The 15832-nt window shown below is 40.7% G+C and carries 10 protein-coding genes; 7 read left to right on the top strand and 3 right to left on the bottom strand.

Features of this window, described 5'->3' with window-relative positions; translation table 11 throughout:
• The first annotated feature begins 132 nt into the window (after positions 1–132).
• On the top strand, positions 133–669 hold the full coding sequence (locus EKM65_RS08105) for a MarR family winged helix-turn-helix transcriptional regulator (protein ID WP_125607356.1): 537 nt from the start codon (positions 133–135) through the stop codon (positions 667–669).
• Between the two features lie 93 nt (positions 670–762).
• Here the strand turns inward: EKM65_RS08105 and EKM65_RS08100 are convergent, their stop codons facing one another.
• Positions 763–1752, bottom strand: a complete 990-nt coding sequence (locus tag EKM65_RS08100; protein ID WP_125607354.1) for a quinone oxidoreductase family protein — start codon at positions 1750–1752, stop codon at positions 763–765.
• 146 nt (positions 1753–1898) lie between these two features.
• Between EKM65_RS08100 and EKM65_RS08095 the strand changes: the two genes are divergently transcribed.
• From EKM65_RS08095 to EKM65_RS08085, 3 genes are all read left to right on the top strand, one after another.
• Positions 1899–2261 carry a winged helix-turn-helix transcriptional regulator gene (locus EKM65_RS08095; protein WP_125607352.1) on the top strand — a complete coding sequence of 121 codons (363 nt, stop codon included), beginning with the start codon at positions 1899–1901 and terminating at the stop codon, positions 2259–2261.
• A 187-nt stretch (positions 2262–2448) separates the two neighbouring features.
• Entirely contained in the window at positions 2449–3516 is a 1068-nt protein-coding gene (locus tag EKM65_RS08090) for an ABC transporter permease (protein ID WP_125607350.1), read from the top strand.
• Positions 3516–4196, top strand: coding sequence for an ABC transporter ATP-binding protein (locus EKM65_RS08085; protein ID WP_125607348.1), 681 nt, complete (start codon positions 3516–3518; stop codon positions 4194–4196). Before EKM65_RS08090 ends, EKM65_RS08085 begins: the two co-directional genes overlap by 1 nt.
• 63 nt (positions 4197–4259) lie before the next feature.
• On the opposite strand, the gene EKM65_RS08080 is transcribed toward EKM65_RS08085, so the two are convergent.
• The gene (locus EKM65_RS08080; protein WP_125607346.1) at positions 4260–4913 is read right to left on the bottom strand and encodes a VTT domain-containing protein; all 654 of its coding nucleotides are present in this window, start codon (positions 4911–4913) and stop codon (positions 4260–4262) included.
• Between the two features lie 246 nt (positions 4914–5159).
• On the opposite strand from EKM65_RS08080, the gene EKM65_RS08075 reads away from it, so the two are divergent.
• The 3 genes from EKM65_RS08075 to EKM65_RS08065 all read left to right on the top strand — a co-directional run bounded on the left by EKM65_RS08075 (position 5160) and on the right by EKM65_RS08065 (position 11946).
• Positions 5160–6131 (top strand): LacI family DNA-binding transcriptional regulator, encoded by a 972-nt coding sequence (locus tag EKM65_RS08075; RefSeq protein WP_125607343.1) that lies wholly within the window; start codon positions 5160–5162, stop codon positions 6129–6131.
• A 731-nt stretch (positions 6132–6862) separates the two neighbouring features.
• Entirely contained in the window at positions 6863–7510 is a 648-nt protein-coding gene (locus tag EKM65_RS08070) for a TetR/AcrR family transcriptional regulator (protein WP_125607342.1), read from the top strand.
• 143 nt (positions 7511–7653) lie between these two features.
• A complete protein-coding gene (locus EKM65_RS08065) occupies positions 7654–11946 on the top strand; it encodes a 2-hydroxyacyl-CoA dehydratase (protein WP_164506873.1) in 4293 nt (1430 codons plus the stop codon).
• A gap of 670 nt (positions 11947–12616) precedes the next feature.
• Here EKM65_RS08065 and EKM65_RS08060 read toward each other — a convergent pair.
• Positions 12617–15394 carry a cation-translocating P-type ATPase gene (locus EKM65_RS08060; RefSeq protein WP_125607339.1) on the bottom strand — a complete coding sequence of 926 codons (2778 nt, stop codon included), beginning with the start codon at positions 15392–15394 and terminating at the stop codon, positions 12617–12619.
• Between the last annotated feature and the right edge of the window lie 438 nt (positions 15395–15832).

Genomic DNA, 15832 nt, shown 5'->3' with positions numbered 1-15832 from the left:
GTTGACATTTGTTAATTATCCACTATACTTAATAAATGTCAAATGTTTTCTTTTGTAAAACAAAATAGTTTTGAATAACCAGTCTTTAGACCGAATTTGAAATGAATATTGAAGCAGAAAGGTTCTATCATCATGATGAAAAAGTCTCAATCCAGTACACAATTATTTGGTAGTATATTTGTCACGATCGCACAGTTTATCTTACGAAGTTTAAATATTGATCATGTTGGTCTAACACCAATTCAATTTATGATTTGTATCATTGTTTATACGCATCCCAATGTCACCATGTCGGAGTTAGCACAAGCGTTGGGAATTTCCAGCGCGCAGTTAAGCCGGACGATGCGTGTTGTCGAAGATCGTGGATTAGTGAAGCGAGAACATAATAAGGATAATCGTCGGGTCGTTAATGTACATCGGACAAAAGACGGAGATCAATTCGTTGAGGCACAGATTGATCTTGTGAAACAAAGTATTGGAGAACGGTTCAGCACATTGACGACAGAACAGAGTAATGAATTAAGCGAGCATTTGGCAGCAAGTATTGGTATTTTAGAGCAAGCAGGAATTGTTCAAATGTCGCCAGAAGATTTTTTGGCGACACTGCCTAACCTGCCCTTAACACCATTACCGAAAGTGCTCGATGAATTGACCAATGATCAAGAATAATATCATCCGTAAGACCAAGGAACTGGTATCGTCTCAGCATCATAGTAGATAAAAGTCCTCTAACTTAATGTTAGAGGACTTTTATTGGTTGTCTTAGGGCTTTAATAATAATTTTCCGGTGATTTTACTTGCATCCAATAATTCATGAGCCTTTTGAACTTGGGTGAGTGGTAAAATATCGAAAATTTCGGGTTTAATTTCTTCACTAGCGATGAGTGAGAAGACTTGTTCTTGAATTTTGCGTAATCTTTGCGGATCATTATCGTAAATGTGTGATGAGAAAATACGAACAGCTTGTGCATTGATTGCATGATCTACCATGTGGGGGAAGAAATCCTCATTTGGACTTCCTTCTAGCCAGTTATAGACAACGACCATTCCGAAGTTAGCTAACATGTCAAACTCCTTATAGAAGTTTTTACCAACCCACTGATCAAATACCAAATCAACACCGCGCTGATCAGTTAGTTCCTTAACCTTATGATACTGATCAACTTTAGTGCTGTTAAAAACGTGTGTGGTGCCAATCGCTCTTAAATGCTCACATTTAGCGTCAGTATCTGCGCCTGATATTACTTCCCAACCATCATGTAGGGCGAGTTTAATCAGCGCCGTTCCAACACCACCTGCACCACCGAGAATATAAAGCGAATGACCATCGGTTCCTCTTCCAGCTTCATGTAATAATGCGTAGGCAACAAAATAGTTGCCAAGACCGACAGCTTTTTCAAAAGGAATATTTGCTGGCAACACCGTTGCAAATTTTTCGGCAACTGAAATGTATTCTGCATAGGCTCCGTAGCCCGGCATGTTGACCACCCAAACGGGATCGCCAACTTTAATATCTTTGACGTTTTTACCAACAGCTTCAACATATCCGGCACACTCATTACCAATTACTAATTCAGGTGGTTGTTTTTTCAAATATGGATAAATGCCGGCACGAACCATATAATCGGGCTTGCCGACACCGATAATTTCATTCTTGACAAGAACTTCATTGTCTTTTGGCACTGGCTTTTTGATATCGGTATAGATTAATTTATCGATACCGCCAAACTCGTTGATAATAACAGCTTTCATATCTGTTACTCCTTTTTACTTTGATTGATGGTTGTTCATCAGTGAACTTTACTTCACCTAGTATGAATATTATACTTAGTAAGAAAATTGAGAACAAGTACGCAGAATAAACGTACTTAGTATGAAAAAGAATACTGAGGTCAACAATGGAAAAAACTGAAACAGAATTTTTACAACGAATCATCGCATCACCTGCTGATGAAAAATGTCCAATTCGAAAGTCGTTAGATTTATTTAGCAGTAAGTGGCGGACCTGGGTCTTATTTGAATTATGCAAGCAACCAACTTATCGTTTTGGGGAGTTAAGAAAAGCGATTCCCCCAATAACCAATACGATGTTGACCAAAACTTTACGAGAATTAGAAGCAATCGGGATTATCCAAAGGAAACAATTCAATGAAATGCCATTACGAGTGGAATATTCATTAACTGAAAGCGGGCACGCTTTGACACCGGTCTTTTTTGAGATTGCCAAATGGGCCGATCAATATTTACCAACAGAAAATTAAACGCATATCTATTGATTAACGATGTGAAGTCATGACCGGATTCACGCGATCAAGCCTGATAACTTATTCTGAATCGTATCCCGATTTCAGATTCCGATAATAGCAAAAATACGAGAATGTTACTTATTGATGGTTAGCAATGCTATAATGAACCAAACTTAATTTGGTAAAGAAGAAGTGATTTAAAATGTATTTGGCCTATCATGAATTAAAATCAGCTAAGGCGCGTTATGGTCTGGTTGTGATCACGTTGTTTTTAGTGGCTTACCTAATTTATTTCCTGACGGGGTTAGCATATGGCTTAGCTAATAATAATCGTGTCGGCGTCGATCAGTGGCACGCACAACGGGTAACGATGAGTAAATATGCCGATCATAATTTGCAATCATCGACAATTATTGCTGGTCAATTTGATCGAAGTGACCTGTCAAAAAATGTCGCACCATTGGGACTACTAGCCGGTGAAGTCAATCAAAAGAGTGATAATACTGACTTAGATACTTATGTTTTTGGCATTAATTTCAGCAGTTTTATTAAGCCACAACTAACTTCTGGGCGTCAAGCACGTCACAATAACGAAGTGGTTGTGGATCAGCGTTTAGGTACTGGTCAGTTAAAGCTCGGTACCAAAATTAAAATTAACGGTTCGTCGACTTATTACAAGGTCGTTGGTTTGACCAAGAATAATTTATTTGGCACGTTGCCGATTACTTTTACAACGTTGGGCACCTATAATAAATTACGTTTTGGCAGTACCACCGTCAAAAATATGAGCGCCGTTGTTTATAAGAACGCTACTGATGTCGTCAAAAAATCCGGTTTAGAAACAACGACGGTTCAAACGATGGTTGAGAATATCCCCGGATACACGGCCCAAAACTCAACTTTCTCCTTGATGATTGGTGCGTTATTTATTATTGTACTTTTCGTTGTTGGAATTTTTATGTATATTTTAACGATCCAAAACGTCAGCGTTTACGGCGTCATGCGTGCTCAGGGAATTAGTAACGGAACATTAATCCGTTCAGTACTCGCACAATCACTATTGTTGGGAATAATTGGTGTCGGTCTAGGATTATTCGCCAATCAACTCACAGTTCTGATTTTACCAGCCGCGATGCCTTATACGAATAACACTTTATTGGTTGGTGGATTCACAGTGGGCTTGTTAGCGGTCGTTGTATTAGGTTCAGTATTTTCAATTAAACGAATTTTGAAGATCGATCCCTTAGATGCAATCGGAGGTGCGGCGTAATGACAACAGTTTTAGAACTAAAACAAATTACGAAAACTTTTGGTAAAGGTGCTGCAGCAACTCAAGCCGTTCAACCAACCGATTTAGCCATTGCACCGGGTGAGTTTATTACGTTAACTGGTCCTTCTGGTTCTGGCAAAACGACATTGCTAACAATGATGGGTGCTTTACAATCACCAACAAGTGGCGCGGTCCTCCTTAACGGCCAGGATTTAGCAAAGCTATCAGAGAAGCAACGCAGTAAAGTTCGTTTTGAAAAATATGGTTTTATTCTACAAGCTGCAAATTTGATTCCGTATTTGAATGTGCAAGAACAATTTAAGTTAGTGGACAAATTAAGTCATACTGACAATCGTGCCTATGCCGATCAGTTGTTAACATCATTAGGGCTAGAGGAGCAACGTGATAGTTTGCCTCAGATGTTATCAGGTGGTCAACGCCAACGCGTAGCCATTGCTCGAGCACTCTATCAGCAGCCACAAATTGTTTTTGCAGATGAACCGACTGCTTCACTGGATAGCAAACGTGCACATCAAGTTGTCCAAACATTGAACGAGACGGCCAAAGCTCATCAAACTGCTGTCGTGATGGTGACCCATGATGAAAGTTTGTTCGCCTATACTGATAAAGTTTATCAAGTACGTGATGGCCAAGTTTCGTTGTTGGCTACTAATCATTAAAAACTAGCTAAAAAATCCTTGAAATGAGTTTTCGACTCAGTTTCAAGGATTTTTTCGTAGAAATTAGTTGGTTGCTTTCTTACTATCTATTTTCGTTTTGATCAGTCCAATAATTGCTGGCATTAGTGTGACAACAATGATCGCTAAGATGATGACTGAGAAGTGCGCCTTGACGAAGGGAAAGTTACCAAAGAAATAGCCCGCGCCACAGCATAAGGCCACCCAAGCGACGCAAGCGCTCCAATTATATTTAATAAAGCGTCGATACTCAAAGCCGGATCCCGCGGCGACAAAAGGAACGAAAGTCCGGATGATTGGCATAAACCGCGCTAAAATAATTGCCACAGCGCCGTGTTTTTCGAAGAATTCGCGTCCTTTTTCCAAACTATCTTTGTCAAGGAAACGACTAAAAAGCTTACTGTGCTGTAATAACTTTTCCACGTGCCGGCCGAGGTAGAAGTTCAAGGAATCACCAGCAATGCAGGCGATTAAAAATAGTGCAACAAATAACCAAATGTGTAAGTGATAAGCCGGATTGGCTGCTAAAGCGGCGGCTGCAAAGAGTAAAGAATCACCAGGTAAGAATGGTAAGATCACCGCACCAGTTTCGATAAAGATAATTGCGAATAAGATTAAGTAAGTCCAATCGCCGAATTGATTAACAATCGTCACTAAGTGTGCATCAATATGTAAAATAAAATCAATCAGAAAATTCAATTGATAGTCCTCCTGTTAACTTGTGCCAATGACTAGATGCTCAACTGAGTATAGCAGAGCAGGAAGACACTTGCCTAGCTAGTTTAGAAAAAAATAACTTCTGTCCGGACAAAAGTCGCCTTCAAATAACGCTGAAAAAATTGCCAACATAGACCTAATGATGATTTAATCAGTATTTTAATGTGGGGCGTGCTAAACTAAGATTAACGCAACAGCAAATACAAAATGTTTATATGGGTGAAAAAGATGGCAACTATTTTTGATATTGCAGCGCTGGCCGACACGTCCAAATCAACAGTTTCTCGCGTCATCAGCGGGAATGGTTATGTTAAAGCGGCAACACGTCAACGTGTTTTGCAGGCAATTAAACAATTAAATTACGTTCCTAATCAGATTGCACGGGATTTGAAGTATCAGCGAACACAAAATATTGGCTTTTTAATGTCGACTTATTATTCAAATACGGGTGATTTAATTAATTGTTTTGCTAGTATTGCGCGTCAATATCATTATCAGACTAGTATTTATTTGGCGGATAATGAAGAGGATGAAATTAGCGCCTTGAATTTACTGGTAACGCATCAACTAGATGGTATTTTCCTGTTATCGGTGATGAATGACTGGGATAAAATTATGCCTTACACGCAATACGGCCCCATCGCAACTTGGCGGCGGATTGATTCGGAACATATTTATTCTTCGTATGTGGATCACTATCCGCTTTATTTACAAGCGCTGTACTATTTAAAAGAACATGGCGCACGTAAAATTGGCCATATTTTTAATAGCATCAGTAGTAGTAATACCGTAGCGCGAATTCATGCTTTAACCGATTTTGCTGATGCTAATCCAGAGATTGATCAAACTTGGCGGCGTTTCTATACCGTTTCTACAGAGGCCGGGATCGATGCAGGCCAATGCTGGATTGCCGACAAAAAAATAGGGCAGGCGCCGGATTCAATCATTTGCTATGCTGATGTTGTGTCGGCCGAGTTTATTCGAACAATTCGCAATGCTGGTTATCGCGTGCCGGAAGATTGCAAAGTCTTCGGTTTTGAAAATGATATTTTCAGTCGCTTATTTGATATCACGACGTTTGATCCACGAATTGATTTGCAGGCGGCCAATTCATTTTATTATTTATATCATCAAATTGAAAAACAGCAAGTCCATTATCAAAAGATTGTTCCGAAAATGATTATTCGAAAAACTTGTTAAAATATCTTGTAACAGTGGGTTATTAACATGTGAAGAAGATAATTATTTAAAATTTAAGTTATCTTATTGACATGGGAACATTCCCATAAATTAGAGTGTTCACGTAGCAAGAATTAGTCGTTGATATTTGCAGTCAATGAATTTTTGTTAACCCATGTTTACATGAAATACGCAAAAACCAATTCAGCCGTTGGTTTGATGCTCCCAAGTTAGCCCAGCAGAAATGCTGGGCTTTTTTTATGGGAGTAGTTCGAAAGTTGAGTCGAGTTTGGTGCTGAGATAGCCAGGGAAGGCGTCTGAGAATTAGACTTTTTTCTTGGCTATTTTAATGCTCATTGGTGATTGGGATCGTTGCATTCTGGTTTGAAACGCGCGAAAAGCAACTGGTGGTACGAAATTTAAGTGAAAATCTTGCTGCGTTGACACGCATCAATCTTTCCATTTAAAAGCATCTCACCAATTCGTTGTCTTTTGCACTCTGATTTTGAAACGTGTTCAAGCCAACTGGGTGTCGTGTATTTAAGCGTGAAGATTGCTGCATTGACATGCATCAATCTTCCCGTTTAAATACAAACACCCAACCCGTTGGCTTTCGCACTCTATATGATTTTGGAATATTTCTAATAAGCCTTGTTGTGGAATTTGTGCGGTTTATAATTTATTTATTGAGTACTCACTCAATAAATGGATAACTCTTTTTAAATATTATTGGTGGATGAGCGAGGTTTAGTATGAGCAATACTGAAACAATGATTGATGATGTTCAGCATGAGAAGGTTGTGGCGCCACTTTCTAAGAAGCAGCAGTCGGTTTTAAAGGCGAGTTTAGTGCTTTTTAGTAAGGTTGGTTACGATCGGACGAGTACTTATGAGATTGCTAAATTAGCTGGTGTTTCTGAGGGGACGGTTTTTTCGCAGTTCAAGACTAAGAATCAGCTGTTGCATGCGGTCCTGGAACCGTTTATTGGTGAAGTTTTGCCGTTGGTTGCCAGTGATTTCGTTAACCAACTGCAAACAGAATCTTTGCCACATTTCGTAGATTTTTTAAATTATATCGTTCATGACCGCATGAGTTTTGTGATGGGCCATCGCAGTGAATTTAAAATTTTCGTCCAAGAAATGGGGCGCAATCCGCAATTGCTGATTATGTTAACTTCGCGATTGAACACACTAATTAACCATCGACTTAGCGACATGTTACAGGATTATCAAAATAAAGGTGAGTTAATCGAGTGGGATCCGATGCGGATCAGTCGTTATATTGTCAGTGTTATTCTCGGCTATTTATTACCGAACACATTAATGAGTGATGAGCCATTGGATATCGAGCAGCAAACTCAAGAGTGCGTCGCGTTTTTGATGCGCGGTTTGTCTGCCTAATAAATAAGTTTTTAAGTGAACGATTTGTAATGTTGTAACAGTGCAAAAAGATACTGCTGCCACAATGATAGAGAATAGCAGATGTTCTCTAAAAAGTTGGCAGTTAATATTTCCGTAATTGCTTAGCATGGAGGAGTTCTTATATGTCTACAAATATGTTATTCGGCGGCATTGATGTTGGTTCGACAACAGTTAAATTAGTAATCATGGATGCGGATTACAATACGAAGTTTGCCCGCTATGAGCGGCATTTCTCCGATGTTAAAGCTGCTAGTCAAAAGATTTTGCAAGAAGCGATTGCTGAAGTTGGTGCAACGACACCGATTTCCTTTACGATTACTGGTTCGGGCGGTATGGGATTAGCTCATCTGTTGGAATTAAAGTTTGTACAAGAAGTGATTGCTTGCACGAAGACCGTTGAAACATTGATTCCTAAAACAGACGTTAGTATTGAATTGGGTGGCGAAGATGCTAAAATTACGTTTTTCGGTGCGTCTTTAGAGCAACGGATGAACGGTAGCTGTGCCGGTGGTACCGGTGCGTTTATCGACCAAATGGCTGTTTTGCTGAAGACGGACGCTGACGGCTTAAATGAAATGGCCAAGGATGCCAAGACAATTTATCCGATTGCCAGTCGTTGTGGTGTCTTTGCTAAAACCGATGTGCAGCCGCTAATTAATGATGGTGTTGCTAAGAGTGATATTTCCGCTAGTATTTTTCAAGCGGTTGTTAACCAAACGATCTCTGGTTTAGCAGCCGGTCATAAAATTAAAGGTAATGTCGCCTTCTTAGGTGGACCGTTATACTTCATGGATCAACTACGTTACCGCTTCATTGAGACGCTGCATTTGACGCCAGAACAAGTAATCTTTCCAGAGGATCCGCAGTTATTCGTTGCTAAAGGTGCTGCCTTATACGCGGTTGAAGAACCAGAGAGTAATTTAGCAGAAATTATGGATCGCTTGGAAAACGGCGATGATTCTGTGATGAAGCCGGCTCATTCGTTAGATCCATTATTTAAAGACGACGATGAATTGCAAGAATTCCGTAAACGTCACGCGCAGGCTAAAGTTGAAACGCGTGACTTAGCTAGTTATCAAGGTGTTGCTTTTCTGGGCATTGATGCTGGGTCAACCACGACCAAAGTGGCATTGATTAGTGATGACCATAAAATTCTCTACACCTATTATGATAGTAACGATGGTGATCCGCTGGAAAAAGCCAAAGAAATTATGCGCGACTTAACTAGTAAAATTCCTGAAGGTGTCACGATTGGTAAGGCTGCCGTTACGGGTTATGGTGAACATTTAATCAAAAATGCATTAATGGTTGATATCGGTGAAGTGGAAACCGTGGCTCATTATCAAGCCGCCCATTATTTCCAACCCGATGTTGATTTCATTTTAGACATTGGCGGCCAGGATATGAAGGCCATGACGATTAAGAACGATGCTTTGTCAACGATTAAATTGAATGAGGCTTGCTCATCTGGTTGTGGTTCGTTCTTGGAAACTTTTGCCAGCGGCTTGAATTATGATATTCGTGACTTTGCCCAAGCAGCTCTATTAGCCAAGCATCCATCTGATCTAGGCTCGCGTTGTACCGTCTTTATGAACTCAAAGGTTAAACAAGTTCAAAAGGAAGGTGCGACCGTTGGTGATATTGCCGCCGGTTTGTCTGTTTCAATTATTAAGAACGCCCTTTATAAAGTCATCAAAATGCGACGGCCAGAAGATATGGGTCAACATATTGTTTGTCAGGGCGGAACTTTTTATAACGAAGCTGTTCTTCGGGCTTTTGAAAAAATTGCTGGTTGTGAAGTCATTCGGCCGAACATCGCTGGTTTAATGGGTGCTTATGGCGCAGGATTGATTGCGCAAGCGAACTATCATGAAGGCGACGTTACAACGATGTTGAACGTTGCTGAAATGGACCAGTTAACTTTCACGAAGGAATATATGCACTGTGGTGGTTGTGAAAATAATTGTCCGCTAACAATCACGATTTTCAACGATGGTCGCCGATTCGTCACTGGTAACCGTTGTGAAAAGGGCGAAGCGCGAGGATTACGGCAACACTTACCTAAAGAAAACGGCAAGATTAATCTTGTCCAAGAGAAATACAAACTCTTATTTAGTTATCGGCCATTACGTAAGAAGTTGGCACCACGGGGTGTGATTGGAATGCCACGGGTTTTGAATATGTACGAGAATTATCCGTTGTGGCAAACCTTCTTCACTAAATTAGGAATTCGGGCAGAATTATCGCCTAAGGGTAGCCAGAAGCAATATGAGAAAGGCATGGAAACAATTCCGTCGGATACTGTTTGTTTCCCAGCTAAACAAGTTCATGGTCATATTCAAGCGTTAATTGATGAGGGTATTCCAACGATTTTTTACCCAGCGGTTGTTTATGAAGTTGCTGAAAGCAAAGATGCACAGAACCACTTCAATTGTCCAATCGTCCAATCTTATCCTGATGTCATTCGTAACAATGTTGATGAAATTAGTTCGGGACAGGTTGATTATCGTAATCCATATTTAAATTTAGCCGATCATCAATCTACAGCAGAGAATCTGTATCAATGTTTTAAGGATTTTGGTGTGACAAAGGCGGAAGTCGTTGAAGCATTGGAGTTAGGTTATAAAGAACTTGATAACTTCAAACTGAAAATCCGTAATCGCGGTGAGGATACGTTGCGTTTATTACGTGAACGTGGCGAACACGGAATTGTTTTAGCTGGACGCCCTTATCATTTGGATCCCGAAGTTAATCACGGCATTTCTCAATTGATGACAGCAGAAGGGTTCCATGTTTTAACTGAAGATTCTATTGCTCACTTGGGTAATGTTAAAGGGTTGCGCGTTGTTAATCAGTGGGTTTATCATTCTCGGTTGTACGCCGCAGCACGTGTGGCTGCTAAAACACCACAGTTAGAATTTGTTCAGTTGAATTCATTTGGTTGTGGCCTGGATGCAATCGATGCGGATCAAGTCGAAGAGATTATGAGTCAATATAACCGCCTTTACACGGCTTTGAAGATTGATGAGGGTACTAATATGGGTGCCGTCCGCATTCGTCTACGTTCGCTTAAAGCGGCCGTTATTGAACGGAATAAACGCCAGATCGAACCAGAAAAATTACATGATGATCCTAAGCCAGTGACTTTTACCAAAGATATGCAGGCTCAAGGTTACACTTTGTTATTACCAATGATGTCACCGATTCACCAGCATGGTTTAGTTGATGTTGCCTTACAAGCTTCTGGTTACAACGTTGTTAATCTACCAATGGAAGATCGTAAAGCTGTTGATGTTGGTCAACAATTCGTTAATAACGATGCTTGTTATCCAGCAATTATTTCAATTGGTCAAATGATTGAGGCGTTGCAATCAGGTAAGTATGATTTAACTAAGACAGCTGTCATGATGACACAAACGGGTGGTGGCTGTCGGGCTACCAACTATATTCCGTTAATTCGTAAGGCACTAAAAGACGCTGGCTTTGAGAACGTACCTGTTGTTTCCTTGTCGTTAGGCAATCAAGGTGTTGAAGATACACCTGGGTTTAATTTCACCTTGCCGTTGTTGAAGCGGGTGGCGATTGCGTTCTTATACGGTGATTTATTCGAACGTGTTGTTTATCGGACCCGACCTTATGAAGTTGAGGCCGGTCGAGTTGATCGAATGCATGAAGAATGGCTCAAAATTGTCCGGGCAAATGTTGAAAATGGCAGTTTCCGCGAGTTTAAAAAGAACGTCCCTCAAATTGTCAGAGATTTTGATACGGTACCGTTGCGTGACGTGGTTAAGCCACGAGTCGGTGTTGTTGGCGAAATCCTAGTCAAATATTCACCGATTGCTAACAATGATGTGGTACATTTACTTGAATCAGAAGGTGCAGAAGCAGTTGTACCTGATATTGTCGGTTTCATGAATTATTCTTTCTTCAACCAAATTTATAAACATGATGAGTTCGGTTCTTCAGTCAAAGGCAAATGGATTGCCGAACTGGGGATGCAAGTTATCAAATGGTGTGAGAAGCCAATGCAAAAAGCGTTGACGTCATCAAGTCGTTTTACGGGGATCGCAGCCATTGAAGATTTAGCTAATGACGCCAGCAAAGTCTTGTCATTAGGTAATCAAACTGGTGAAGGTTGGTTCTTGACTGGTGAAATGATTGAGTTACTGAAGACGGATGTCCCTAATATTATCTGTATGCAACCATTTGGCTGCTTACCGAACCATATTGTTGGTAAAGGAATGATCAAGGAATTACGCCGGCAATTTCCAGGCGCGAATATTTCACCGATCGATTATGATCCTGGCACTTCTGTGGTCAATCAATTGAATCGAATTCGTCTGATGTTAGCAACGGCGAATAAGAATTTGACTAAAACGGAGCAATTAGCAAAAGTTACAGCCATTGCTGAATAAAAATAAGCACCGAAGACAATGTGTCTTCGGTGCTTTTTGCATCACATGGAACGTAGGGGGAATCCACTAAAACTGTTTAATTTGTACTTCTTCGCGTTTGCGTAAAGGTTGCGTATGGAGTGTCGCGAATGCCGTGAGGGAAAATAAATACTTGCGCTGGAACGTGGTGGACACTGCTTGAAGCCAATTTTTGCAAAATTGTCTCCAAGACAGGTCTTGTTGTAAGTAATAAATTACTAACAACAATTTCACCACTGAGCGGTATTTATTTTCCCTCACTAAACAAACGAGAGGGCAACCTTTACACAAGCACTGAATTGATGAGTGGTTAAACTACCTTCTAATTTTGAAAAGTATAAATTAGAAGTTTAGTTGTACTGATGCACTTTAGTCAGTGCCAGAGGGAAATCGCGGTCAGCCGCGGAATTGTTGTTAGTGGTTTACCACTTACAACAAAGCTTGAGTTTGAGACGAATTGGTTTTTATTCGGCTCAAACCAATGCTCGCAGCGTTCCACCAGCGCATTTCCCGCAGGCACGAAGAAACGCAAAATAATAGTTCTAGGATTTATCATTTATAATTGGTTTTGGATTTTATTCGGTTCAAACCAATGCTCGCAGCGTTCCACCAGCGCATTTTCCGCAGGCACGGAGAACCACAATATAAATTGTTAATTAATCGCACTAACTTTTCTAGAGACGATTTTACGCGCAATATATTTGCGCAATTCTTCAATTAAGAAGAGTGGAATTGGAATGCAGGCTAAGAATAGCCAATCGTTAACGTTAAGCGGTGCGGTGTTGAACAAGCCTTGGAAGAATGGCGTGTAAACTAAGACAGCTAGTAGGCAGATTTCAAAAATAATCCCAACCCAAATAAGGTGATTAGAAAAGAGGCCATTCTTGAAGACGGACGCTTTTTGTGTCCGGCAGTTCATGACGGCAGCAATCTGCGTGAAGACAATCGCAGCTAAAGTCATCGTTGTGGCTTCACGGTAATTGTAGCCACTGCTGGCGAGAGCAATTTTGGGCCAACCGTTTTGCATATTGGTAAAGAAGTAAGCAAATGTGGAAATGGCTGAGGCCATCAAGCCGTACCAGGCGAAAGCTTTCCAAATAACACTCTTGTTAAGCAAATGTGCGTCGCGGCGCCGGGGGGGCTGATTCATGATTCCTGATTCAGCTTGTTCAGAGCCTAAGCCGATTGCTGGAATTAAATCGGTTCCTAAGTCGACGGTTAAAATTTGCATAACTGTTAGTGGCAAAGGAATTATACCGCGACTAAATAAGAAGAGTACTGATGGCATGGCTTCAGGAACATTAGAAGTTAAAATATAAATCAGGAATTTTTGAATGTTGCTGTAAACAGCACGACCCTCTTCGATAGCAGAGACGATTGAGGCAAAGTTATCGTCAGTTAAAATCATATCGGCAGCGTCTTTAGCAACATCAGTACCCATTTTACCCATAGCTACGCCGATGTCGGCTTTTTTCAAGGCGGGGGCGTCATTAACACCATCGCCGGTTGAAGCAACAATTTCGCCGCGAGCCTGTAGTGCAGAGACGATTTTATACTTCTGTTCAGGTGCGACCCGTGCGAAAATAATTTCGCCGGCAAGTGCTTCGCCTAATTCGGCGTCATTCATTTTATCTAATTCGGCGCCAGTGACGACACGTGCTTGATCGCTAACAATTCCGATTTGGGTTGCAATTGATTTTGCAGTCAAGGTACTATCACCAGTGACCATGATGATTTTGATATTGGCGGCATGACATTTCTTGACGGCATCAAAAACTTCTTCACGCGGAGGATCTGACATGGCCGTTAAGCCAACGAAAACTAATTCTTGTTCGGCTTGTTCAGTGGTTAAGTCTGTTAATTCAGTAGTAGACATTGGCTTGAGATCGCGATAGGCGATGGCCATTGAACGTAAACCTTTGGCAGCATAATTTTTGTTGACCTCACCGATCTTTTTGCGATCGGCAGGTGTGAGTGGACGAACTTTGCCATCATCTAAAATATAAGGACAGAGTTTTAAAGTATCGCTTAATGAACCCTTTAGGCACAAACGGGAGGTAGTTTCGTCAATGCTATCAATTGTGGACATCCGTTTACGATCAGAATCGAAGGGGAACTCTTTGAGCCGTGTGCTGTTTTTGACTAATGCGTCAGTGTCTAAACCGGCCTTCTTAGCGAGGATAATCAACGAAGCTTCAGTCGGCGTACCGAGAATTTTGGCTTTACCATCGACTTCTTGAACTTGAGTGTCATTGTCTAAGGCGGAAATATTAACTAATAAGTTAAGATCGGCTTCGTTTTTTAAATCAATATCTTGACCGTTGAATTGGATTTTACCGTTGTTGTAATAACCTTTGCCGGTAACTTCGTATTCTTTACTAGGAAGCCAAACATGATCAATGGTCATTTGATTTTGCGTCAACGTCCCAGTTTTATCAGAACAAATGACTGTCGTTTCACCTAACGTCTCGATACTGTTCAGATCTTTTACTAGGGCGTGTTTCTTAGCCATTCGCTGCACGCCGCGAGCCAAGGATAAGGTGACGGTTGGCAACAAACCTTCAGGAATAAAGGCAACAATCATACCTAGAGCAAAAATAAACGATTTGGCGACTGGGTAATGAACAAAGAAGATGGCAGCAATGAAAAAAGCAACGCCGATAGCGATGGCAATCAGCGAAATTTGTTTGGTCAAACGGTTGAGTTCTAGTTGCAAGGGACTAACGGATTTCTTTTGACTGTGCGTTAATTTGGCAATGCGACCAAATTCGGTATTCATTCCGGTAGCAATCGTAATCGCAGTAGCAGTACCATTGCCGACGTTGGTGCCGGCATAGATCATATTACTTTCAGCAAATTGACCTTCGCCTTTTTTATAAGCGGCACTTTTTGATTCGGGAACGGATTCACCAGTCAAAGCTGATTCATCGACTTGTAAGGAAGTCGCTTTTAAAATTCGCGCATCAGTTGGTACGGAATCACCAGCTTGCAATGTAAAAACATCGCCAGGGACCATTTGTGAAGTTTCAATTTGTTGTGACTTTTCATCACGATAAACTTTTGTGTAAGAAGGCAACATCTTTAATAGCGAATCGGTCGCCTTTTGCGCGGCGTGTTGTTGGTAAAAACTAAAGAGGCCGTTAATGATATTAACACACCAAATCGCAATTCCTAATTCGGTGGTGCCAGCAGCAATTGCTACAAAACCACTGACCCAAAGTAAAATTGCCATTAAACTGACAAAGTTTTTGATAAAAACTTTGAATTGCGATTCTCGTTGGGTCTTTTGAATCGTATTGGGACCAACTTTTTCTAATAATTTGGTTGCCTGTTGAGATGAGAGACCTGTTTGACTAGAATTTAGTTCCTGATAAACTTGCTTGAGATCCTCAGCCGCGTAGTCGCGGCCATTTTTTTGTTTGTCCATCATAATTTCTCCCTTTGAAAAAATTACTAAAAAATTGAATAACCCATTGTTTCACGGGACTTTGTTTTATTAAATATGAATCAAATATATGATAAGCTATTCTACAAAAAAGTAAAACAAATAAGGTTATTCTGTGGCTAAGATGATCTAAGAACTCACATTAATTTTAGCCCATGGCAGTAATGATAACACTTTAAAATTGGCATGACGCAATTTAATTGCGGAAAACATTCACGGCTTGGTAAATCGATTACGAAAGGTGAAGTGTGGGAACGAAAATTGTTATTTTGCTGCTCTTCGCGTTTGCGCAAAGGTTGCTTATGCAGTGTAGTGAGTACCGTGAGGGAAAATAAATACTTTCGCCGGAACGTGGTGGACACTGCTTGAAGCCAATTTTTGCAAAATTGTCTCCAAGACAGGTCTTGTAGTAACAGCTAAAGC

The organism is Lapidilactobacillus bayanensis (genome assembly GCF_003946695.1).
GTDB classification, from domain to species: domain Bacteria; phylum Bacillota; class Bacilli; order Lactobacillales; family Lactobacillaceae; genus Lapidilactobacillus; species Lapidilactobacillus bayanensis.
This window is presented reverse-complemented; position numbering and strand designations above follow the sequence as displayed.